Source organism: Rossellomorea vietnamensis (genome assembly GCF_001305855.1).
Lineage (GTDB): Bacteria > Bacillota > Bacilli > Bacillales > Bacillaceae_B > Rossellomorea > Rossellomorea vietnamensis_A.
In genome coordinates this window covers 566,985-587,618 of sequence record NZ_LIXZ01000001.1, presented here as the reverse complement: position 1 = coordinate 587,618, position 20,634 = coordinate 566,985, and the positions used below count along the sequence as shown (strand labels likewise).

Here is a 20,634-nt window from a genome sequence, read left to right as displayed (position 1 = left end):
TGATTCTTGTTTATACCGGTTTCTTCAAGGGGTATGGTCTTGTATGACATGAAAAGGGGGAATAGGTAAATGCAAACAGCGAAAGATGCTTGGAGAACGCTATGGATGTGGCATGATGATGTAATGGAAACGTTCAGGTTTTTTACATCAGGAAGTACTTCCGGTCAGGTAAATGGGAGGGTCCATACAGATCGTTCTCCAAAACCTGCTGCGAATCCCGGGCAGAAAATCGGTTTTATTTTAGGGCCGCTTTTATTTTTTCTCATCATTCTGTTCTTTTCTCCTGAAGGATTGTCCAAAGAAGCAGTGGCGGTCCTTGCCGGAACAGTCTGGATCGCGACTTGGTGGATAACGGAAGCGATCCCGATACCGGCTACATCCCTACTGCCGATCATTCTGTTTCCTGTTACAGGGGCACTGCAGTCGGGGGATGTTACATCTGCCTATGGGGATGGGACCATCTTTTTGTTTATGGGAGGGTTCATCATAGCGATTGCCATGGAAAAATGGAATCTACATAAGCGCATCGCCATGAACATCATCCTGCTGATAGGGACAAGTACAGAACGGATCGTCCTGGGGTTTATGCTTGCTACGGGGTTTCTGTCCATGTGGATTTCAAACACGGCAACGGCCATGATGATGCTGCCGATTGGAACCGCCGTGGTTTATCAAGTGAATGAAAGTTTACAGAAAGAAGGAGCGAAAAGGACGGGGCATTTCAGTAAAGTCATCATGCTCGGGATTGCCTATAGTGCATCGATCGGAGGATTGGGAACCTTGATCGGGACGCCTCCCAACACGATATTTGCTGCAGTGATCAAACAGCTGTATGGAATTGATTTTTCTTTTGCCAAGTGGATGCTCTTCGGGGTCCCTCTTGCGGCCATCCTTCTCATGGTTACATGGTGGTATCTTATCAAAGTAGCCTTCCCGCTGAAAATAAAGGAGCTTCCTGGAGGCAGGGCGATCGTGGAGAAGGAAAATCGCTCTCTAGGAAGGATATCTTTCGAAGAAAAGCTTGTTTTGACAGTCTTTGTCGCTACAGCACTTTGCTGGATCACACGTTCCTTTTTATTGAACGAATGGATTCCCTCTCTGGATGATACAATCATTGCTATTACAGGAGCACTCGTCCTTTTCCTGCTTCCCGGCAGGAAAGAGTCAAGGTTGCTTACATGGGACGATGCCAAAAAGCTTCCATGGGGTATCCTGCTTCTATTTGGAGGAGGACTTGCCATTGCCAAGGGTTTCAAGGAGACGGGACTGGCAGAATGGATAGGGAAGCAATTGACTGTGCTTGACGGAATATCGTTTATCATCATCCTTGTTGCCGTCACGGCTTTTGTTATTTTCTTGACGGAAATCACGTCCAATACGGCTACTGCCACGATGATGTTCCCGATTATGGCAGCACTGGCTGCTGCCCTGGACGTTCATCCCTATAGCCTGATGGTAGCCGCCGGGCTTGCTGCATCCTGTGCATTCATGCTGCCGGTTGCTACACCGCCGAATGCAGTAGTATTCGGGTCGGGTTATATAAAGATGGGGGACATGGTCAAAGCAGGTGTCTGGTTGAATCTTATTAGTATTGTGTTTATCACGCTCTTGATTTATTTCTTCATGCCAGTTGTATGGGGTGTGGACCTGGGCGTCTTTCCTGAAAACCTGAAGTAAATAAAAAGTCGGATCAGGGTTTTGATCCGACTTTTGTGTATTATTGAGCTGTATATCCACCATCCAACACAACCGCTTGGCCGGTTACACCCTTTGCTTTGTCACTTGCAAGGAAGATGGTATAGTCCGCAATTTCTTCTACTGATAGCAATCGTTTTTGTGGAACAAGGGGATAGATGACATCCTCTAATACTTTTTCAAGCTCAACACCACGGGTGGTGGAGATATCTTTCAGCTGGTTACGGACAAGGGGGGTATCCACGTAACCAGGGCACATTGCATTAACTGTAATCCCGTGTTCAGCTCCCTCTAAAGCTGAGACTTTTGTCAAGCCGATGACTCCATGCTTGGCGCTATTATAGGCAGCTTTGCCGGCAAACCCAATCAGTCCATTAATGGATGCCATATTGATAATCCGACCGAATTTCTGCTTTTTCATATGTGGAAAAGCAAATTTTGTTGCGATGAATGGGGCGGTCAGCATGATTTTGATTAATAGTTCGAACTTTTCAATCGGGAAGTCTTCAATGGGTGAAACATGTTGAAGCCCTGCGTTATTGATCAGGACATCAATCCGTCCGTAGTGTTCTACGGTCTTATCGATTCCCGCCTTCACTTCTTCTTCACTCGTTACGTCGCATTTCACGCCAAGGCAATCGAATCCCCGGCTTTTTAGTTCATCGACCGCTTCATCGAGACCTTCCTGGTTGATATCTGACAGGACAACCTTTGCCCCATTTTGAGCGAAATGTTCCCCGATTTCATATCCGATGCCTCTTGCAGCACCAGTAATAAATACCACTTTGTCATTGACCATTTTGATTTCCTCCTCGAATTAGTAAATTCCCAAATTGGCTAGAATGATTGAAACAATTTCCGCGATTGTCGGAATAAGCAGCCCGACAACGGCAACATCTAAATATGAATCTTTATGAGTGAGTCCTGTTACGGCAAATAGAGTCAGGAGAGCGCCATTATGAGGCAGAATCGATGCTCCGGAAGAAATGGAAGCAATCCGGTGGAATGCTTCTGCGCTGATTCCACTTGTCTGTGAAAGTTCATAATATTTATCCCCCAATGCTTCAAGGGCAATTCCCATCCCTCCGGAAGCAGAGCCGGTGATGGCAGCCAAAGTTTGAACAGCGATTGCTTCTGAAATCACCGGATTCCCTTTGATGCCCAGGATGAGTTTCGTTAACGTCTTGAAACCGGGTGCCGCTGTAACGACAGCCCCAAACCCAACTGCAGCACTTGTATTGATCACGGCCATGACCGATCCTTTGGCCCCTCCATTGACAGCAGGAATGAATTTCTTATAATGTTTGAAATTAATGAGCAATATTGAAAGGATTCCTACAAGAAGGGCAGTCAGGATATTCCACTTGAACACATTCAATGTAACGACGACGATGACAAGTGGCAGAAACGATAGGTAGAAGTTCGGAAGCTCCGATTCTTTAATTTCTTTCACATCATTCCCGCCTTTGGGTTCGGTGAAAGCATCTCCTTTACTCGTAAACTGCTTTTGACGCCATCTTAAATAAAAGTACCCTCCAACCGCCATGATTAATCCCCCTGTAATTCCGATGATGGGAGCGGCAGTAGGTGATGTCTTGAAGTAATCGATCGGTATCAGATTCTGGATCTGCGGGGTACCCGGGATTGCGGTCATGGTAAAAGTGAAAGCACCTAATACAAAGGTTGGAGGCAGTAATTTCCGTGTAATATTTGCCTCTCTGAACATGGCAATGGCCAATGGATAGATAGCAAATACCACCACGAATAAACTGACACCGCCATAAGTCAATACCGCTGCAGCTATCAGTACTCCGAGGATGGCTCGATCTTTCCCAATGATGTTGGTGATTTTGTATGCAACGGATTGAGCGGCCCCTACATCTTCCATCAACTTTCCGAAGATGGCACCGAAAAGGAAGACAGGAAACCATTCTTTGGCGAAGTTCACGAAGCCGGTCATATACGTTTCTGTATAGGCCGGCAGCAGATCCAGACCACTCATTAACGCAACCAAACCTGCAACTAACGGCGCGATCCAGATGATCGACCAGCCTAAATACGCTAAAACCATAAGCAGGATTAATCCAGCGATGATGCTAGTCATAATTCACCTCTTGAATATATATTTCCGCTTATTTTTCCATTTATGAAAAGATTTATCCTTTCCTGAAGTCTTGGGGAACACAAAAAAACGAACGGGCTCTTAGTGAGACTCGTTCGTTTCAGACATATACTTATTCATTTTGGTGACTTCCAGGTACTGAATATGATGGCCGTCAATTTGCTTGACTTTAAAGCAATAGCCCTGTTCTTCGATTTTATCTTCAGGCTTGACTTCATATTTTTGAGTGAGGAACCAGCCGCCGATTGTATCGACTTCCTCCTCTTCAATCGATATGCCCAGAAGGTCGTTCACATCTTCAATGAGCATGACTGCGTCGAAAATATAATGGTCTTCTTTTATCTTCTGGACTTCAGGAATTTCATCGATATCAAATTCATCCCGGATCTCACCGACGATTTCTTCGATGATGTCCTCCACCGTAACGAGGCCTGCCGTTCCACCGTATTCATCAATAAGAACGGCCATCGGGGCTCGTTCCTTTTGCAACTTGACGAGCAGGGCTTTAATCGGGATGGTTTCGATGACGCGGATGACAGGCTTAATGAAGGAAGTCACATCTTCATGCTCGCTTTTATGATTCACGAGGGTCGTTAACAGTTCCTTCACATTCACAACCCCCAGGATATTGTCTTTATCCCCATCCACAACAGGGTATCTCGTGTACCGCTCTTCTTTAATGACCGATAATACTTCATCTATGGTGGATTCTGCGGATAGAGTCACAATGTTTGTCCGGGGGACCATGATTTCCTTGGCGATGCGCTCGTCGAATTCGAATATTTTATTCACATACCTGAATTCGGATGAGTTGATTTCACCGCTTTTATAGCTATCGGAAAGAATGATTCTGAGCTCTTCTTCTGAGTGGGCGATTTCATGCTCTGAGGCAGGTTTCAAACCGAACATCCCTGTAAACACGCGTGCCGAACTATTCAAGGTCCAAATGAATGGATAAGCGATCCGGTAGAACCAGATCAAGGGCTTGGCAAATAGTAATGTGATTCTTTCAGCTTTTTGGATGGCAAATGTCTTCGGGGCCAGTTCCCCTATCACCACATGCAAAAAGGTAATGACAGAAAAAGCCAGTGCGAATGAAATGATGCTTGAAATGGACGGATTTAAATCAATCTTCTCAAATGCCGGGTGAAGGAGTGTTTCAATGGTCGGTTCCCCTAACCACCCAAGTCCAAGGGAGGTGATGGTAATCCCCAACTGACATGCAGAAAGGTATTCGTCCAGATGGGAAATGACCCTTTTCGCAGCAACAGCAGTTTGATTTCCTTCAGAGACCAACTGATCGATTCTTGAACCCCTTACTTTCACGATGGCAAATTCAGAAGCGACGAAGAACGCTGTCAGTCCGATTAATAGGACAATAAGTAGTAAATTAATTAAAATATCCAAATGAGTAGAAGTCAAAAGAACGGGTAGTTTTCCGTTTCTTTCGCTTCAATCACCTCCTGTATGAAATAGTCATGATAACGTAAGAATTGAGGGCAGAATGCCACTTGAAATCCATTCGCATTGAGTATATCCTTTTAACGTATTACATTCCCATCCAATTCGTTTGTCCGATTGTCATTGAAATGCAACACGCATTGGGTTATTCTGAAATATAACGATCAACCGGAATGATTCATGATTTCATCATAGTGAATATTTATGAACAATACAATCATTTAGGATTCAAAACACTGGATAGTTGGAAAGGAGGACGATCATGGCAGATGTATTTAATCAAGAGTTTGTTGTATCCCTTATCATTGCCTTTTCGGTTTATATCATTGTAAGAGGAGTAGCTATTTTCTTCGGCAAAGCAGGTAAAGGGTATCTTGAAAACCTTCAATCCCAGACAGGACGGTTATACCTGCAATTAATTGGAGGCTACTATATATTATCAGGTGTATTGGGCCTGCTTATTCCACGATTAGACTGGAAAACAGAAGACATCTATTTCGCCATCGCCATCTTCGCCATAACATCCGTTGTGTTCTGGGTAACACTTGACCTCTTCATGAAGCGTGAGCGTAAAAAGCTTCAACAAAATTAATCCTTCAGCGAGCCCCGGATTTTTGTCCGGGTTTTTTTATGTTCATATATTTTCTTCTGCAGCCTCTCTTGTCATAGTGTGCGTATCAGATTTTTGCCTAATGGGAGCGACGGTACGTATACTATTAAGTAGTATTAGAGTACGTAGAAGAAAGAATCGGAAGTGAGGGATATCATATGGGTCACGATCACAGTCATGGCCACAACCAAAATAAAAAAGCATTATTAATCAGCTTTCTTTTCATTTTTACTTTTATGATTGTTGAAGTGGTTGGGGGAGTGGTTACAAATAGTCTCGCCCTTCTTTCTGATGCAGGTCATATGCTCAGTGATGCAGCGGCACTGGGCCTTAGTCTGGCGGCTTTCTATATAGGGGAGAAGGCGTCGGATATGGGGAAGACTTACGGGTACAAACGTTTTGAAATCGTAGCTGCTTTTCTGAACGGGATCACCCTTATTCTCGTTTCCCTTTATATTTTCTGGGAAGCATACCGCCGCTTCATCGATACTCCGACTGTATCACCCGGTATGATGATCATCGCCGTAATCGGCTTGATTGTGAACATCATTGTCGCCTGGATCCTGATGAAAGGGGACAACGAACATAACATGAATGTCCGCAGTGCGTTCCTTCATGTTCTGGGGGATATGCTGGGATCAGTCGGGGCCATCATAGCGGGCCTTCTCATTTACTTCTTTGATTGGAATCTGGCAGACCCTATTGCCTCTGTCATCGTAGCGATTCTTATTGTCATCTCAGGATGGAGGGTGACGAAGGATTCCATTCATATATTGATGGAAGGTTCTCCGGGGGATGTTGATATGGAAAAGGTGTCCAAGAGCCTGTCTCAGATACCGGGAGTCATGGAAGTCCATGATCTCCATGTGTGGTCCATCACTTCGGATTTTAAAGCTTTAAGCTGCCATGTCGTCGTAGGGGACGATGTGAATCGGGATGCAATCCTGGTACAGCTGTCGGCTTTTCTTGAGCGGGAGTTTGACATACATCACTCTACCATCCAAGTGGAAGGGGAAAACGTGCTTGAAGGGCATCATCATAGTTGTACATGATCAGTTGGGAATAGTATGCAGCATTTCTCTCTAAGTATAGCAATGACGCGGTTTTTTAGTGTTGATTCAAGAAAACTGGGAAATGAATGTTTATGTCTCTCCATGATTGGGGTATATCCTCAACTGGAGGGATGAACATGTTACATCAAGAAACGAAATCAGGACTGAATAAAACACCCGAAAATAAAAAAGACTTTTATATACAACAATTATTGAGGATCGGTGTCTATAAATCGTTCGGGAAGCAGCTTTATGAACTTTCAATGGATGAATTACAGGAAGTGTACCTTGAATATTATGTTGGTGGAGATATAGCTCAATAAAAAGACGACCCTTTAAAGAAAGGATCGTCTTTTTTCATGTGCGCTTATCGTTTAAGGAACATCATGTCCCATGGACGTTTGCAGGATTTTAAACCACTGATCATGGTTCAGAGAGATAGAAAGAGAGTCGACGGCATGTTGGATCCGTTCCTTTTTACCTGAACCGACGATCGGCATGATGTTGGCCGGATGGTTAAGCAGCCACGCATATAGGACCTGGTCGATCCCTTTCGCCCCTGTCTCCTCCTGAACTTTCTTTAATGTGTGTTGAAGACGGACAGCTTTCCTATCTTCCCCCTTGAAGACCGCTCCGCCTGCCAATGGTGACCAGGCCATGGGTGCCACACGCTTTTCCTGACAGAGGTTTAACGTGCCATCTTCAAAGTTTTCCAGGTGGTAGGCGGATAATTCAATTTGGTTTGTAATCAATGGAAATGGTAAATAAGATTGAAGCATGCTCCACTGATGATCTTTAAAGTTGGAGACTCCAAAATGACGGACTTTCCCTTCTTCTTTTAATTGAGTGAAAGCTTCAGCTACCTCTTCGCCATTCATGAACGGATCCGGTCTGTGAATCAACAATAGATCAATGTAATCCGTCTTTAATTGCTGGAGAGAATTTTCAACGGAGGCGAGAATATGTTTTTTGCTGGTATTGTAGTGATGCGTCTTATTCTCCCGGCGATTGTCAGAAGGCAGGACAATGCCGCATTTTGTTACGATCTCCATTTTCTCCCTTAATGAGGGCTGGAGGGCAAGGGCCTCACCGAATAAGGTTTCACACGTATAAGAACCATAAATATCGGCGTGGTCAAACGTTGTGATTCCTTTATCAAGATTGTGTTGGATTAAAGAGAGTGTTTCTTCCTTGGACTGATTCCAGTCTGATAACCTCCATAATCCATGGATGATTCTTGAGAATGATAAATCTTCTGTCATTTGTATTCTTTGCATAGATGAAACCTCTCTTCATATGGTATGTAGATATTCTTTCATAGTCATACTACATGTATATTACTATGTATTGAAAGGAAATAGAAATGATTGAACCTCTTGAGGATATTGTGCGTCATTGGGGAGTGGAGCCTACTTCCATGAAAACGCTTCCTCTTCATCCGAATGTTACGAAAGTGAAGGGAGAAGGAAAGACCTTCTATTTGAAACGAAGAGAGTATTCTTCCTTTGAAAATCGAATGGAGGAGCTCTATCTAACCTCTTATATAATAAGTTATGGCCTGAACGTTGAGTCTCCTATATTAACTTCCTCACAACTACCGTATGTAAAAGAAGGAGAGCAAATCTATTCTTTTTATGAGGCACTTGAAGGAACCCCGTTAAAGAAATTTTCTATCGAGTCCCTGACAGATGCAGGGAAATACCTTGCGACCCTGCACCTCATCCTTAAAGAATATCAGAGTCATAATGAAGTGAAGGGTTGGGAGATTGAAAGGCATGTGAGAGAATGGATGAACGAGCTGGATTCTGAATCGATCGGAAGAAGGGGGCAGGGAATCCTCTCAAAGATGAAGTGGCGGGGGACAATCTATGAGGATTTGCCCCATCAAATCGTTCATAGCGACTACAATCCGGGGAATATTTTGATGCAGGGAGGAAAGGTGAGTGGGATCATTGATTTCGAACGCATCCGGTCGGCACCCCGTATTGCTGACATCGGCTATTTCCTCGCAGGTATGCTCAAAGGAATCCCTGCGGAGAAAAAAGATCATTCTATTGAATGGATCATGGCTTTTATGAAAGGATATGAAAGCCATGATTTTTTGACTTCAGGAGAGAAAAGGATGTTGCCGTCAATAGTCACTCTCTTTCTACTTCAGTATGCCTTTTTTTACTTTCAACAGGGATATTCAGAAGTTGGTTCTTCGTGCTTGGATTTCATTGAGGAACTGATTGAATCCGCCCATTTTCATGGAGTCTTTCAATATGAGAAGGAAAAGCTTGAATAACCTTTCGTTCTATGGCAAAGTAGGAAAGAAGATAACGTTTAATTTCATATTCCAAGTGTAGGGGGACCGGAGTGCCGGTTGAGATTGTATCCTGTAGATACTGACCCTTTGAACCTGAACTGGCTGATACCAGCGTAGGAAACATTCTCTTAAACGATACATAACCTGTTTAACGATGCGTCCCGCGGCTGAAGCTTGGGGCGTTTTTTGTTGTATCCCTGACTTTACGTCTCAAACTGCCATTGGTTTACATTCATTCTCCAGAATAAGCGAAGAATAATGGAATGAACGTTACGACCGCAAAGATCGAAGGAGGAATCATCATGAAAAAATGGATGTTCCTCATCTGCTCTGTACTTCTTTTAACCGCGTGTAACGGGGGAAAAGACACAGCCGATGAGAAGAAGGACAATCTAAAAAAAGTAAGTGTCGTACTCGACTGGACACCGAATACCAACCATACCGGATTATATGTAGCTAAAGAAAAAGGCTACTTCAAGGATCAGGGATTGGATGTAGACATCATCCTGCCCGGAGAAGCAGGTGCCGATCAGCTCGTTGCATCAGGGAAAGCTGAATTCGGTGTTGGGTATCAGGAAAGTGTCACTCAAGCGAGGGTCCAGGATGTACCCATCGTATCCATCGCTGCCATCATCCAGCATAATACGTCGGGGTTTGCTTCCCCGAAGAGTAAGGGTATTACTGAACCAAAGGATTTTGAAGGGAAAAGCTATGGGGGATGGGGGTCACCCGTGGAAAAAGCCGTCATGGATTCAATCATGAAGCAAGAAAACGCGGACGTGAAAAAAGTGAATTTCATTAACATGGGAGACACCGATTTCTTTACCGCTGTTAAACGCGACGTGGATTTCGCCTGGATTTATTATGGGTGGACAGGAATTGAAGCAGAACTTCGCGGTGAAGAGTTGAACATGATGTATGTAAAGGATTATTCCGATAATCTGGATTACTACACTCCAGTCCTCACAACAAATGAAAAAATGATCGATTCAGACCCTGAAACGGTCAAGGCATTCATGGCAGCTGCTTCCAAAGGGTACCAATACACGATAGACAATCCGAAAGAGGCGGGGGAGATTCTATTGGATGCAGCCCCTGATCTTGATAAAGAATTAGTCATGAAGAGTCAGGAATGGCTAGCACCCAAATATAAAGATGATGCTGACCGATGGGGAGAGCAGAAACTGGAAGTCTGGGAGAATTATGCAACATGGATGTATGAAAATGATTTATTAGATAAGAAACTCGAAAGCAAGAAAGCATTCACGAACGAATTCTTACCAAAATAAGAGGTGAACAAAATGGGGAACGCACTTGTAAGCATACAGATCATTCCGAAGACAAAGAGCGGTGAAGATGTGATTCCATATGTGGATGAAGCGATCGCAATCATCGAAAAATCGGGAGTACGATATGAAGTCCATCCTTTGGAAACGACGATGGAAGGGGATCTGTCACAATTATTCAAGGTGATTGAACAGATGAATGAGCGAATGATTGAAATAGGAAGCAAAAACGTCATTTCCCAAATCAAAGTATTGTACCAGCCGGATGGGATCGAAATGAACGACTTAACGGAGAAATATAAAGGATGAGAACATGGATTTCAAAAGGATGGAGACCCTTCTTGGTCCTCATCCTTTTATTCGTCATTTGGGAAGTTGCCATCAATATATTTGAGGTGCCAGCCTGGCTGATGCCGTCCCCTTCAGAGATATGGGAAGAAGGAATTGCTTCGTGGTCTGAGTTCAAGGGGCATTTCTCATCAACGGCATTTCTGACAATCACAGGGTTTGCGATTGGCTGTTCAATTGGACTCGGGACAGCGGTCGTGCTGCATCTCCTGCCAAAGGTAAGGGAAGCGGTTTATCCACTTATGATCCTGTCTCAGAATATACCTATCATTGTCTTGGCTCCTCTCCTTGTCATTTGGTTCGGATTTGGCCTCCTGCCCAAAATCATCGTCATTACCTTGATTTGTTTCTTTCCTGTGGCCGTTTCGGCGATGGATGGATTCAGGCAGACGAATGGAGAGTATATCCTTTATATGAAAATGTCCGGTGCAACAAAAGGGCAGATTTTCCGGAAAGTGGAGTGGCCGCATGCTCTGCCTTCCATCTTCTCCGGTTTGAAAATATCAGCTACCTATAGTGTGATGGGGGCGGTCATTTCGGAATGGCTTGGTGCTCAAAAAGGAATTGGCGTCTATATGACACTTGCATCCTCTTCCTTCAGGACCGACAGGGTTTTTGTCGCCATTTTCATGATCATGCTCCTCAGTCTGCTGTTCTTTGGACTCATCGTACTATTAGAAAAAATCATGGTGAAGTGGAATCGAAAGGAGGACAAATAACATGACGACGTTATCTATACAAAATATGTCCAAATCCTTTGATGGTGAATTGATTCTCGATGATCTTTCCATTCATGTAGGGGAAGGTGAGTTCGTTTCCATCCTTGGCCCTTCCGGAAGTGGGAAAAGTACGCTATTTCACGTGATCGGTGGATTATTCGCACCCGATTCAGGAGATATAAAGCTCGATGGACAGTCGATAAATGGCCGTAGAGGGTCCATCAGCTATATGCCGCAAAGTCCGTCCCTCTTACCGTGGAGGACGGTGATCGAGAATGTGATGCTTGGTCAGGAGTTACACGGAAAGAGGGATAAGGAAATGGCGATGGGGATGATTGAGCGTGCCGGTTTAAAGGGCTATGAGGACGCTTATCCTGAAGATCTCTCAGGAGGGATGAAACAGCGTGTCGCATTCATCCGTGCACTGGTCAGTCCTCAATCGTTTTTATGCCTGGATGAACCATTTTCTGCCCTTGACGAATTTACCCGGTTGGACATGCAGAGGTGGCTCCTTTCCATATGGGAGGAAGACTTAAGTTCGGTCCTGTTTGTCACTCATAATATCGACGAAGCCCTCTTCTTGTCGGACCGTATCATTGTGTTATCAACCAGACCGGCCCGTGTACAAAAGGAGTTCATCGTGCCATTTCCCCGACCTCGAGACAAGGAAATCCTTCTAACCGAGGAGTTCCTGAAATGGAAAACGGATATCTTTGAGGAATTATCTCAATATGTGTAAGTCATTGATTGTATAGAAAAACTTCTCCTGCAATTTGGATGTGGGGGGAGTTTTCTTTTTTTCTTAAAATGATTAAACATCTTTTACCATCATATTTCTATCACGATTGACAGAAAATGAATGTAATGAATGATAGGAAAAGGTGAGGAAAATGGAATTGAACGATCATTATACGCCATATCAAGCTGGCGATGTTGTTTACGTGATTTACCGTAACCCGCATACTCAAAGCGTAGCCAATGTACAGGAAGCAGCGGTTGTGCACGATCCCGAAAACCCAAACGAATTAGCATTATTTCTTTATGAAACCTATTATCCGTTAACACATGAAGTAGCCGTCTATTCTACAGAAGCAGAAGCAGAAGAGGCCTATTCACAATCATTTGGAGACCTGTAGGAGGGAATAATATGGTAAAGCCTTTCGTGCCTCAATTGGTCTATTTTGAACCCAATGCACTGGATTACCCATTAGGAAAGCAATTAAAGGAAAAATTCGAGAAAATGGATGTGGAAATCCGCTATACCACTTCCCACAATCAGGTTCGAAATCTACCTGGGGATAATCATTTTCAAAAATACAGAATCGCCAAATCAACGTTAGTGGTAGGCGTGCGGAAAACGCTGAAGTTCGATACCTCCAAGCCCTCAGCTGAATATGCCATCCCGTTTGCGACAGGTTGTATGGGGCACTGCCATTATTGTTATCTTCAAACCACAATGGGGAGTAAACCTTATATTCGGACGTATGTAAATGTAGATGAAATTTTTGAGGCAGCAGATCGGTATATCGAAGAAAGGGCACCAGAATTTACGCGATTTGAAGCAGCGTGTACCTCTGATATCGTAGGAGTGGACCATCTCACACATACGCTAAAGCGCGCAATCGAACATTTTGGTGAATCGGAGTATGGCAAGTTACGTTTCGTAACCAAATTTCATCACGTTGATCATTTGCTGGATGCGAAACATAATGGGAAGACAAGATTCCGCTTCAGTATCAACGCGGATTATGTCATTAAGAATTTTGAACCTGGTACATCCCCACTCGATAAAAGGCTGGAAGCAGCAGGTAAAGTTGCCAGGGCAGGGTATCCATTGGGCTTTATCGTAGCACCCATTTATTTACATGAAGGCTGGGAGGAAGGGTATAAGCGGATGTTCGAACACCTGGAAGCTCATCTGCCTGATGAAGCGAAAAAAGATTTAACATTCGAATTCATCCAGCATCGCTTTACGAAGCCGGCGAAAAGAGTGATCGAGAAGAATTACCCGATGACGAAGCTTGAATTAAATGAAGAAGAACGGCGATATAAATGGGGGAAATACGGAATCGGGAAGTATATATACCAAAAGGATGAAGAGCAGGAAATCAAGGATCATCTGTATGCTTATATGGAGAAGCATTTTCCGAAAGCAAAGCTTGAGTATTTTACGTAAAAAAAAGGGACTGATTACATTGAACGTTCCGTTGTAATCAGTCCTCTTAATGTAATTGTGGAAGTAAATGTTCTAAATCCTTTACCTTCATTGCAATCTCGTCGCAAATTTCCTGGTAATGTACCCATTCTTCAATTAATGTTGCAGCACGCTTTCTTGGATTTGGTAAATTCCAATAGATGACTTTTTCTTCTAATTCAGAAGGAAGTTCAATCTTATCATCGTATTCTCTATCCTGAATCGCAACGATAACCGAGGCATCACCAAGTTCCTTCATCTCGATGCGCGAGAGAGGGAATGAACTGATATCGATACATAATTCTTTCATTGCCAGAACGCTGAATTCGGCACGGCCATCAGCAACCCATCCGGCACTTTTAAATGACCAATCCGACACGTCGAGCTTTTCTGCCCAGGCCTCAGCCATCAAGCTGCGCTGTTGACTACTTGAAAGAAAATAGACGGTTTTATTCATAATCGTATGTTCCTTTCTAATTTCATGCTGTTATTACTATTTACCCAATTGCGTATCATTTAATCCATGAATGGTGAAAAGAAATTTTTGGAAAGGTTTTCTTAGTAGAATGGATTCATTGAACTGCCTGAAATTATGAAATCCCAATCCGTAAAACTAGTAAATTTGATGTGAATCTCCGTCAAACTTCTTTAATTTTATAAAAAATCAGTATAATGGTGAGAGAAGAATGAAGTTCTCGAACGAACAAGGCAGCCGGGGGATGACACGAGAGAAAATCATTCATTAAAAGTTCTAAACATTTTTGGTTTTATAAAAATGATATAAGGGTAATATCTTTATACTATTTGGAAAATTATAGGGAGGTACATCTATGAAATTTAATTTAACAACAAAGATTATTACAGCCTTGATATTAGGGGCAGTAGTAGGATTGATTCTGAACATTTTCGCAAAAGATTTATTCGATATATTAGATCCTTATCTGTTCACACCCCTGGGCAAGATTTTCCTCAACCTGATCAGTATGCTTGTCGTACCGATTGTTTTTCTTTCCATCGTCCTTGGATCGGCAGGATTAGGGGACCCGAAGAAGCTTGGAAGAATTGGATTGAAGACGATCGTATACTTTTTAGTGACAACCTGTATCGCCATTGTGATCGGTTTGACACTGGCCTACATCATTGATCCAGGATTGGTGGAAGGAATCGACGCCTCCCAATCAGAAGGCTTTAAAACAGAAAAAGCTCCTCCAGTAGGGGAAACACTTATGAACATCATCCCTAAAAATCCATTAACGGCCATGACCGAAGGCAATATGCTACAGATTATCGCGTTTGCTATCTTCATCGGATTCGGATTAACGGCACTGGGTGAAAAGACAAAAGGAATTTTAAAGCTTGTGGAGCAAGGAAACGATCTGATGATGTATCTTGTAACCCTTGTGATGAAATTCGCTCCATACGGAACATTTGGATTGATCGCTTCTGCAATCGGCAGTCAGGGGTCCAGTGCCCTGAAGGCCATGTGGCTTTATTTTATAGTCGTTTTAGCGGCATTACTTGTACATGCCTTTATCACCTATGGCGGAACGATACTCTTACTTGCAAAGAAAAACCCTATATGGTTCTTCAAGAATTTCAGTCCGGCCATGAGTGTCGGGTTCAGTACATCAAGCAGTAATGCGACCCTCCCGATTTCGATGGACGTCGCCCAGCAGCGACTCGGTGTTTCCAAACCGGTAAGCTCCTTCGTACAGCCTTTGGGAGCCACAATTAACATGGATGGAACGGCCATCATGCAAGGGGTAGCCACTGTATTCATCTCTCAGGTTTACAATGTCGATCTATCCTTGGAACAGCTGATTACCGTCGTCCTTACGGCTGTACTTGCAAGTATCGGTACAGCAGGGGTGCCGGGAGTCGGATTGATCCTCCTGGCCATGGTCTTAAGCAGTGTCAATCTGCCTGTTGAAGGGATCGGTTTGATCCTTGGGATAGACCGTCTGTTGGACATGGCCCGTACATCCATTAACATCTCAGGGGATGCTGCATGTGCCCTGTTTGTATCTGAGTCAGAGAAAAAACGGACTATAAAGATCCAAAGGGGCGAATCATAACCGTTCGCTCCATTCTGCAAGAAAAAAAGGTGAAATCAAATTGATTTCATCTTTTTTTTGTAAAACGAAGCGCGTATGCATGTTCTCCATAGCGATTCGACAAATTATAGAAGACGGACTCTGTGAAAAATCCGGTATGTTATCCTAAGATGGTGAAAGCCGCACAGTGATCACTGTAGTCCATTTAAGGAGTTGTTTTTCTTGAAAGTACTATTGATTGTTGCCCATCCGCGATTGAATTCCCTCACGTTTTCCATTACAAAGCATATTCAGAAAGGTCTGCATGACAAAGAATATAAGTCATCCATTTTAGATTTGTACAGGGAGGAATTCAATCCCCTACTTGATGAAAAGGGTGAAGAAGAGTGGGATAACCCTATGAAAGGGAAGCCTTCCTATATTGCTGAGAAAGAAAGGAAGAAATTAAAGCGATATGACGCCCTGATCTTTGTTTTCCCGATTTGGTGGTATGGTTTACCGGCCATCATGAAAGGGTACATTGATCGAGTCTTTACCTATCCGGCATTCACTCAGATTAATCCTCAAAAGGTTCTTTGGGTCGGGCTCGCAGGTGAAACGAAAGAGGAATTTATTTCTAATGGTCATGATGAAACGCTGAGACACCAGCTAATAAAGGGAATTTCTGAAAAAATGGGAGTCATAGACAAAGAAGTGGAGATCTTTTTTGACACAATGGACAGGGATAAAAAATTTGATTATGAAAAAACTATGAATAAAGCGTATCTGCTTGGTACGTTATTTTGATTAGGGTGAGAAAAAAGTACTGTTTTTCAATAAATTTAAATAATTTTTTGTGAATAAATATTGACTAATACTTGATATAAGTCAAAAATATCGAATATTAACGTATATTTATTCATTAATTTATTCCTGTTGAGAGCAGATGACTTTAAAATATTCTGGTTTATGGTATGATAATTCTTGTGTCTACAACAGCCGTAAACTTATCATTTAAAAATAAAGTGTATAAAAAATACACTTAATTGCATAAGGAGGAGGTACTGAATATGGGTGAAGAATTAACATTGGGAACCTGGTTATGGTTATTAATTCCGATGCCGACATTGATCATTTTATCAATCATTACTTTTTTTACAGAAAAAACAAAGGAGTAGATTATGGATATTAATATTCAAACGTTAACATCGATTATTATTTATTTAATTGGAATGGGTATTATTGGTTACATGGCAGCTAAGTTAACCAGTAATTTATCCGACTATGTGCTTGGAGGCAGGCGACTAACTGCCGGTGTAGCTGCCTTGAGTGCAGGCTCTTCCGACATGAGTGGTTGGTTGATGCTAGGTCTGCCAGGTGCCGTTTATGCCAGTGGGATGGGGTCAATCTGGTTAGCGATTGGTCTATCAGTAGGTGCTTACTTGAATTGGCAATTCGTTGCAAAGCCATTCCGGGTTTATACGGAAGTGGCGAATGATTCAATCACAGTACCGGATTTCTTTGAAAATCGTTTTCACGATTCAAGCAAAATTCTTCGAGTGTTCTCTGCTATCATCATCCTGATCTTCTTTACGTTCTATACTTCATCAAGTTTAGTGGGTGGAGCAATCTTACTTGAAGAATCATTCAATATGGATTACCGATTAGCATTATGGGTTGGTGCAGGGGTTATCCTCTCTTATACGTTCTTTGGAGGATTCCTTGCAGCCAGCTGGACAGACTTCATTCAAGGAATCTTGATGTTCCTTGCTTTGATCATCATCCCGATTGTAGCCATTTCCGAGATTGGCGGCTGGGATGCCACGGTGAATGCCGTATCAAACATCGATCCATCCTACTTGAATGTTTACACTGGAGCGACATTCGTCTCAGTTGTATCGCTTCTGGCATGGGGCTTGGGTTATTTCGGACAGCCTCACATCATTGTACGATTTATGGGTATCAAATCAACGAGAGAAATTCCTAAAGCACGCTTGATTGGTATGGTATGGATGATTGTCTCCCTGTTTGGAGCGATCTTCATCGGTTTCTCCGGTATTGCGTATTTCGCTGATTCACCGTTAGAAAACTCTGAAACGGTGTTCATTATGTTCTCACAAGTATTATTCAATCCTTGGGTAGCCGGTTTCTTACTTGCGGCCATCCTATCAGCGATCATGAGCACAGTGGATTCACAGCTTCTTGTTTCATCAAGTGCCCTGGCCCAGGATTTCTATAAAGCGATTTTCCGAAAAGAAGCAAGCCAAAAAGAAGAAGTATTGGTTGGTCGTATTTCGGTAGTAGTCATCGCGATCCTTGCGATTTTCCTAGGATATGACCGCGATAGTAAAGTGCTTGAGTTAGTCAGCTATGCATGGGCTGGTTTCGGTGCTGCCTTTGGACCAGTCGTGATCTTGAGCTTGTTCTGGAAACGCATGACACGTAACGGTGCCCTTGCAGGTATGATTACGGGTGCGGTAACGGTCATTGTATGGAAGCAGTTGTCTGGAGGACTCTTCGATGTGTATGAGCTCCTGCCAGGATTCATCTTCGCGACCATCGCCATCTTTATCTTCAGTTTTGTTGGTAATCCTCCTGCCAAAGAAGTACAGGAAGAGTTCGAAACGGTTAAGGTGCGACTAAAAGAATACCAATGATCTAAAAAAGGACCCGGTACGCTCGTATCGGGTCCTTTTCTTTGCATTATTTTATCTCCTCATAGTGCTCCAATGCCCTTTTCCTGGCTGCCTTGTGATCAACGACGGGATATGGATAATCCACTCCAAGGGTAATGTCAGTACTTTTTAACACATCTCCGGGAGCGTCTGAAGGCTTGTGTATATAGCGATTTGGGAGATGACTTAATTCAGGAAGCCACATCCGTATATATGTCCCTTCTTTATCAAACTTTTCACTTTGAAGGGTAGGGTTGAAGATCCGGAAGTAAGGTGCAGCATCAAATCCTGAGCCTGACACCCATTGCCACCCCATAGAGTTGTTGGCAAGGTCTGCGTCGATCAGCGTATCAAGAAACCACTCTGCTCCCCTTTGCCATGGGATGAGCAGGTGCTTCGTGAGGAAGGATGCCACAATCATTCGCACCCGGTTATGCATGAAGCCGGTTGCCCACAACTCCCTCATCCCTGCGTCGACGATGGGATAACCGGTTTGTCCTCTTGTCCATTGTTTCCATCCTTCTTCATCACTTTGCCAATGGAATTCTGCAAATTTTTCATTAAGTGGACGTGTCGGGGACTCGGGATAATGGAGAAGGGCTGAATAGGAGAATTCTCTCCATATAAGCTGTTTAATAAAAGGTTCAATCGGTTTGCTCTCCATATCAATGAGGGTATGATAGATACTCCTGACAGAAATGACCCCGAGAGCCAAATATGGGGACAGGGTGGAATGTTGTCCCTTGCCCGGGAAATCTCTGCCTTCTGAATAATCATGTAATCTTTTAGTAAAGAATGAACTCATCCTTTTGAATGCAGCTTCTTCACCGGGGTCCCATATGCTTTCCATGATGTGAAACCAGGGGATGGACGGGAGGAGATCTAATTCGTTCAGGGCCATCCCATCGTCTTGAAGTTGTGGAACCTCGATCCGTTTAAGAGCTGGAAGCGGCTTTGGGATTTCTTCTTTCCTGAGTGATCGGTAATAAGCCGAGTACACTTTATATGGAGTCCCATCCTCCTTTTTGATTTTCCAAGGGGGCAGAAGAAGTGTCCCTTCGAACGTTTTGACCTGGATTCCCTGGGATGATAAGGACTGGGCCATCGTACGATCCCGTTGGTATATGTCAGGGTTGTATTTCCGGTTCCAGTAAACAGCTTTTGCATTTGTGTTCTTCACCCATCGGGAAAGGACTTCTTCAACCTTTCCCTTATCCAGCCATAATCGGCCGTTAATCGATTGAAGGGTGTGTTGGTAGGTCTCGATATTCCGGTGCAGCCACCACTTCTTTGCGGCGCCGAGGCTGGCTTGCTCATCCAGGATATAAAGGGGGATCACGTGCCCTTCCTGGCAAGCTGCATAGAGAGCGGGGTGATCGTGAATCCTTAAGTCTTCCCTGATCAGAACGATGATGGGATTCTTCACCTTGATTCCTCCTTTGAAACGATAATTTTTAGCGCATCTTTGCAAAAAATTTTTAAATGAATTCTAAGTAGAAGTATAATGAATCATTGAATGGTATACAAAACTCAATGGGTTGCTTAAAAGATATTCGATTGGGATTGAAATCAGATATGAGATAGGTGTAATATTACACTATAAACAAGTAGGGTGTGAAACGATGACAAAAGAAGAAATCATATTAATCATCTCGGATAAATTACGGTTGGTACGGACAGAAGCGGGGTATACGCAGGATAAGATGGCTACTGTCATAGGGCTTTCGAAAAAAACCCTCGTACAGATTGAAAAGGGCAGAGTGATGGCCAGCTGGACCGCAGCCGTCGCCATTTGTGCATTATTTAAAGATAGTGAAACATTAACGACCAGTCTTGGTGGAGAACCCCTTGAGGTCATCGAGACTATCGCCCGGGAAGGCATTGATTATCGGAAGGAAAAAACACTTGGGGGCAAGATTTGGTGGAAGGATATCAAAAAGACGGGCGAATACATTCTTCAGCAAAATCTGTTCAGCAAACATTACCGAATACTCGATGCAGAGGCCTACCGGATCTATAGCAGCTTTGATGAGGAAAGCAGTCATAAGCGATTGGACGAATTGACGGCTGATTAAGATACATAACAAAGAGGAGGGACGGACCATTAAGGTCCGTCCCTCCTCTTTGTTAA

21 protein-coding genes and 1 riboswitch are annotated in these 20,634 nt (G+C 43.4%); of the genes, 15 read left to right on the top strand and 6 right to left on the bottom strand.

From position 1 onward, the window contains the following. Positions 1-69 precede the first annotated feature (69 nt). Positions 70-1,677, top strand: a complete 1,608-nt coding sequence (locus AM506_RS02900) for an SLC13 family permease (RefSeq protein WP_060670602.1) — start codon at positions 70-72, stop codon at positions 1,675-1,677. Between the two features lie 40 nt (positions 1,678-1,717). Here AM506_RS02900 and AM506_RS02895 read toward each other — a convergent pair whose 3' ends face one another. The 3 genes from AM506_RS02895 to AM506_RS02885 all read right to left on the bottom strand — a co-directional run bounded on the left by AM506_RS02895 (position 1,718) and on the right by AM506_RS02885 (position 5,224). After that, positions 1,718-2,494: a 3-hydroxybutyrate dehydrogenase gene (locus AM506_RS02895; RefSeq protein ID WP_060670600.1), complete on the bottom strand. Its 777-nt coding sequence runs from the start codon at positions 2,492-2,494 to the stop codon at positions 1,718-1,720. A gap of 18 nt (positions 2,495-2,512) precedes the next feature. Then, the gene (locus tag AM506_RS02890) at positions 2,513-3,799 is read right to left on the bottom strand and encodes a GntP family permease (protein WP_060670598.1); all 1,287 of its coding nucleotides are present in this window, start codon (positions 3,797-3,799) and stop codon (positions 2,513-2,515) included. A 99-nt stretch (positions 3,800-3,898) separates the two neighbouring features. Then, on the bottom strand, positions 3,899-5,224 hold the full coding sequence (locus AM506_RS02885) for a hemolysin family protein (protein WP_060670712.1): 1,326 nt from the start codon (positions 5,222-5,224) through the stop codon (positions 3,899-3,901). A gap of 316 nt (positions 5,225-5,540) precedes the next feature. Here AM506_RS02885 and AM506_RS02880 point away from each other — a divergent pair, with 316 nt between their 5' ends. From AM506_RS02880 to AM506_RS02870, 3 genes are all read left to right on the top strand, one after another. Further along, positions 5,541-5,870: a hypothetical protein gene (locus tag AM506_RS02880; RefSeq protein WP_060670596.1), complete on the top strand. Its 330-nt coding sequence runs from the start codon at positions 5,541-5,543 to the stop codon at positions 5,868-5,870. 176 nt (positions 5,871-6,046) lie between these two features. Continuing rightward, positions 6,047-6,940, top strand: a complete 894-nt coding sequence (locus tag AM506_RS02875) for a cation diffusion facilitator family transporter (protein ID WP_060670594.1) — start codon at positions 6,047-6,049, stop codon at positions 6,938-6,940. 137 nt (positions 6,941-7,077) lie between these two features. Then, positions 7,078-7,263: a Fur-regulated basic protein FbpA gene (locus AM506_RS02870; RefSeq protein WP_060670592.1), complete on the top strand. Its 186-nt coding sequence runs from the start codon at positions 7,078-7,080 to the stop codon at positions 7,261-7,263. Between the two features lie 51 nt (positions 7,264-7,314). On the opposite strand, the gene AM506_RS02865 is transcribed toward AM506_RS02870, so the two are convergent. After that, the gene (locus tag AM506_RS02865) at positions 7,315-8,217 is read right to left on the bottom strand and encodes an aldo/keto reductase (protein ID WP_060670589.1); all 903 of its coding nucleotides are present in this window, start codon (positions 8,215-8,217) and stop codon (positions 7,315-7,317) included. Positions 8,218-8,303: 86 nt separating this feature from the next. On the opposite strand from AM506_RS02865, the gene AM506_RS02860 reads away from it, so the two are divergent. The 7 genes from AM506_RS02860 to splB all read left to right on the top strand — a co-directional run bounded on the left by AM506_RS02860 (position 8,304) and on the right by splB (position 13,777). Next, entirely contained in the window at positions 8,304-9,227 is a 924-nt protein-coding gene (locus tag AM506_RS02860; RefSeq protein ID WP_060670587.1) for a phosphotransferase enzyme family protein, read from the top strand. A 49-nt stretch (positions 9,228-9,276) separates the two neighbouring features. Further along, positions 9,277-9,385, top strand: a riboswitch (TPP riboswitch). A gap of 165 nt (positions 9,386-9,550) precedes the next feature. Continuing rightward, positions 9,551-10,537, top strand: a complete 987-nt coding sequence (locus AM506_RS02855) for an ABC transporter substrate-binding protein (RefSeq protein ID WP_060670585.1) — start codon at positions 9,551-9,553, stop codon at positions 10,535-10,537. 12 nt (positions 10,538-10,549) lie between these two features. Beyond that, positions 10,550-10,843, top strand: coding sequence for a thiamine-binding protein (locus tag AM506_RS02850; RefSeq protein ID WP_060670584.1), 294 nt, complete (start codon positions 10,550-10,552; stop codon positions 10,841-10,843). Then, positions 10,840-11,601 carry an ABC transporter permease gene (locus tag AM506_RS02845; protein ID WP_060670577.1) on the top strand — a complete coding sequence of 254 codons (762 nt, stop codon included), beginning with the start codon at positions 10,840-10,842 and terminating at the stop codon, positions 11,599-11,601. Before AM506_RS02850 ends, AM506_RS02845 begins: the two co-directional genes overlap by 4 nt. A 1-nt stretch (position 11,602) precedes the next feature. After that, on the top strand, positions 11,603-12,340 hold the full coding sequence (locus AM506_RS02840; protein WP_060670575.1) for an ABC transporter ATP-binding protein: 738 nt from the start codon (positions 11,603-11,605) through the stop codon (positions 12,338-12,340). A 151-nt stretch (positions 12,341-12,491) separates the two neighbouring features. After that, positions 12,492-12,737, top strand: coding sequence for a transcriptional regulator SplA domain-containing protein (locus AM506_RS02835; protein ID WP_060670573.1), 246 nt, complete (start codon positions 12,492-12,494; stop codon positions 12,735-12,737). 11 nt (positions 12,738-12,748) lie between these two features. Further along, on the top strand, positions 12,749-13,777 hold the full coding sequence (gene splB / locus AM506_RS02830) for a spore photoproduct lyase (RefSeq protein WP_060670571.1): 1,029 nt from the start codon (positions 12,749-12,751) through the stop codon (positions 13,775-13,777). A gap of 46 nt (positions 13,778-13,823) precedes the next feature. Here the strand turns inward: splB and AM506_RS02825 are convergent, their stop codons facing one another. Further along, a complete protein-coding gene (locus AM506_RS02825) occupies positions 13,824-14,252 on the bottom strand; it encodes a hypothetical protein (RefSeq protein ID WP_060670570.1) in 429 nt (142 codons plus the stop codon). 373 nt (positions 14,253-14,625) lie between these two features. Here AM506_RS02825 and AM506_RS02820 point away from each other — a divergent pair, with 373 nt between their 5' ends. From AM506_RS02820 to putP, 3 genes are all read left to right on the top strand, one after another. Continuing rightward, positions 14,626-15,870 (top strand): dicarboxylate/amino acid:cation symporter, encoded by a 1,245-nt coding sequence (locus AM506_RS02820; protein ID WP_060670568.1) that lies wholly within the window; start codon positions 14,626-14,628, stop codon positions 15,868-15,870. 201 nt (positions 15,871-16,071) lie between these two features. Then, positions 16,072-16,635, top strand: a complete 564-nt coding sequence (locus tag AM506_RS02815) for an NAD(P)H oxidoreductase (protein WP_060670566.1) — start codon at positions 16,072-16,074, stop codon at positions 16,633-16,635. A gap of 374 nt (positions 16,636-17,009) precedes the next feature. After that, entirely contained in the window at positions 17,010-18,485 is a 1,476-nt protein-coding gene (gene putP / locus AM506_RS02810) for a sodium/proline symporter PutP (protein WP_060670564.1), read from the top strand. A gap of 46 nt (positions 18,486-18,531) precedes the next feature. On the opposite strand, the gene AM506_RS02805 is transcribed toward putP, so the two are convergent. Further along, a complete protein-coding gene (locus AM506_RS02805; protein WP_060670562.1) occupies positions 18,532-19,929 on the bottom strand; it encodes a cryptochrome/photolyase family protein in 1,398 nt (465 codons plus the stop codon). A gap of 196 nt (positions 19,930-20,125) precedes the next feature. Here AM506_RS02805 and AM506_RS02800 point away from each other — a divergent pair, with 196 nt between their 5' ends. Further along, on the top strand, positions 20,126-20,578 hold the full coding sequence (locus tag AM506_RS02800; RefSeq protein ID WP_060670560.1) for a helix-turn-helix transcriptional regulator: 453 nt from the start codon (positions 20,126-20,128) through the stop codon (positions 20,576-20,578). Positions 20,579-20,634 lie beyond the last annotated feature (56 nt).

Bases quoted from the DNA above. Each gene is read 5' to 3' on its own strand.
- AM506_RS02900 (WP_060670602.1), top strand. From the start codon at position 70: ATGCAAACAGCGAAAGATGCTTGGAGAACGCTATGGATGTGGCATGAT.
- AM506_RS02895 (WP_060670600.1), bottom strand. From the start codon at position 2,494: ATGGTCAATGACAAAGTGGTATTTATTACTGGTGCTGCAAGAGGCATC.
- AM506_RS02890 (WP_060670598.1), bottom strand. From the start codon at position 3,799: ATGACTAGCATCATCGCTGGATTAATCCTGCTTATGGTTTTAGCGTAT.
- AM506_RS02880 (WP_060670596.1), top strand. From the start codon at position 5,541: ATGGCAGATGTATTTAATCAAGAGTTTGTTGTATCCCTTATCATTGCC.
- AM506_RS02875 (WP_060670594.1), top strand. From the start codon at position 6,047: ATGGGTCACGATCACAGTCATGGCCACAACCAAAATAAAAAAGCATTA.
- AM506_RS02870 (WP_060670592.1), top strand. From the start codon at position 7,078: ATGTTACATCAAGAAACGAAATCAGGACTGAATAAAACACCCGAAAAT.
- AM506_RS02865 (WP_060670589.1), bottom strand. From the start codon at position 8,217: ATGCAAAGAATACAAATGACAGAAGATTTATCATTCTCAAGAATCATC.
- AM506_RS02860 (WP_060670587.1), top strand. From the start codon at position 8,304: ATGATTGAACCTCTTGAGGATATTGTGCGTCATTGGGGAGTGGAGCCT.
- AM506_RS02855 (WP_060670585.1), top strand. From the start codon at position 9,551: ATGAAAAAATGGATGTTCCTCATCTGCTCTGTACTTCTTTTAACCGCG.
- AM506_RS02850 (WP_060670584.1), top strand. From the start codon at position 10,550: ATGGGGAACGCACTTGTAAGCATACAGATCATTCCGAAGACAAAGAGC.
- AM506_RS02845 (WP_060670577.1), top strand. From the start codon at position 10,840: ATGAGAACATGGATTTCAAAAGGATGGAGACCCTTCTTGGTCCTCATC.
- AM506_RS02840 (WP_060670575.1), top strand. From the start codon at position 11,603: ATGACGACGTTATCTATACAAAATATGTCCAAATCCTTTGATGGTGAA.
- AM506_RS02835 (WP_060670573.1), top strand. From the start codon at position 12,492: ATGGAATTGAACGATCATTATACGCCATATCAAGCTGGCGATGTTGTT.
- splB (WP_060670571.1), top strand. From the start codon at position 12,749: ATGGTAAAGCCTTTCGTGCCTCAATTGGTCTATTTTGAACCCAATGCA.
- AM506_RS02825 (WP_060670570.1), bottom strand. From the start codon at position 14,252: ATGAATAAAACCGTCTATTTTCTTTCAAGTAGTCAACAGCGCAGCTTG.
- AM506_RS02820 (WP_060670568.1), top strand. From the start codon at position 14,626: ATGAAATTTAATTTAACAACAAAGATTATTACAGCCTTGATATTAGGG.
- putP (WP_060670564.1), top strand. From the start codon at position 17,010: ATGGATATTAATATTCAAACGTTAACATCGATTATTATTTATTTAATT.
- AM506_RS02800 (WP_060670560.1), top strand. From the start codon at position 20,126: ATGACAAAAGAAGAAATCATATTAATCATCTCGGATAAATTACGGTTG.